This window comes from Kitasatospora putterlickiae, assembly GCF_039527695.1.
Classification (GTDB): domain Bacteria; phylum Actinomycetota; class Actinomycetes; order Streptomycetales; family Streptomycetaceae; genus Kitasatospora; species Kitasatospora putterlickiae.
Map to the genome: position 1 here is coordinate 7710 of NZ_BAAAKJ010000204.1, position 844 is coordinate 8553.

General features: G+C 73.6%; 1 protein-coding gene. It reads left to right on the plus strand.

The genetic code is table 11. The features are described 5' to 3' along the window. Positions 1-254 precede the first annotated feature (254 nt). The coding region (locus tag ABD308_RS20355; RefSeq protein ID WP_344337285.1) for a TetR/AcrR family transcriptional regulator at positions 255-844 on the plus strand (590 nt) is incomplete at its 3' end.

Genomic DNA, 844 nt, shown 5'->3' on the forward strand with positions numbered 1-844 from the left:
GACGCCTCGGAGCCGGGGTCGACGGCCGTGCCGAGCCGGGGTGCCGGCGCGGCGGCGCCCGGAGTGCCGGCCGCCGCGGTGCCGTTGATGCCGGTGGGTGCGCCAGCGGTGGAGATGACCATCCCAAGAGCTCCCTTGCCCTCGGCGGCAGGTGGGTCCGGGGCTGGTGTGCCCGTGACCCCCACACGTTAATGAACGTTAACTTCCGTCGCCCAGGTTAACGACCGATAACCCCACTGTCTACGATGGACCGCATGCCGAACGTCCCACCCGCCTCCGGGCTCCCGCGCCGCGACCAGATCCGCAAGGAGGCCGCCCGGCTGTTCGCGGCCCGGGGCTTCCTGGGCGTCGGCGTGGACGAGATCGGCAAGGCCGTCGGAATCAGCGGCCCCGGGCTCTACCGGCACTTCGCCGGAAAGGACGCCATGCTCGCCGACCTGCTCGTCGGCATCAGCGAACGGTTGCTGGAGGAGGGGCGCCGGCGCGCGGACGGCAGTGAGGGCCCGGCCGCCGCGCTGGACGCGCTGATCGGCGGCCACGTCGACTTCGCGCTGGACGACCGTGACCTGATCACCCTGCACGACCGGGAGCTGCTCAACCTCCGCGAGGAGGACCGCCGCACCGTCCGCCGCCTCCAGCGCGCCTACGTGGAGCTCTGGGTCGACGTGGTCCGCCAGGCCTACCCGCCGCTCGCGGCCCCGACGGCCGAGCCGGTCGCCCGGGCGTCCGTGCACGCCGTCTTCGGCCTGATCAACTCCACCCCGCACAGCCACGGGCCGAACCCCGCCGAGGTCGCCGAGCGGGCCGGGCTCGCGCGCGGGCTGCTCTCCTACTACTTCGACGG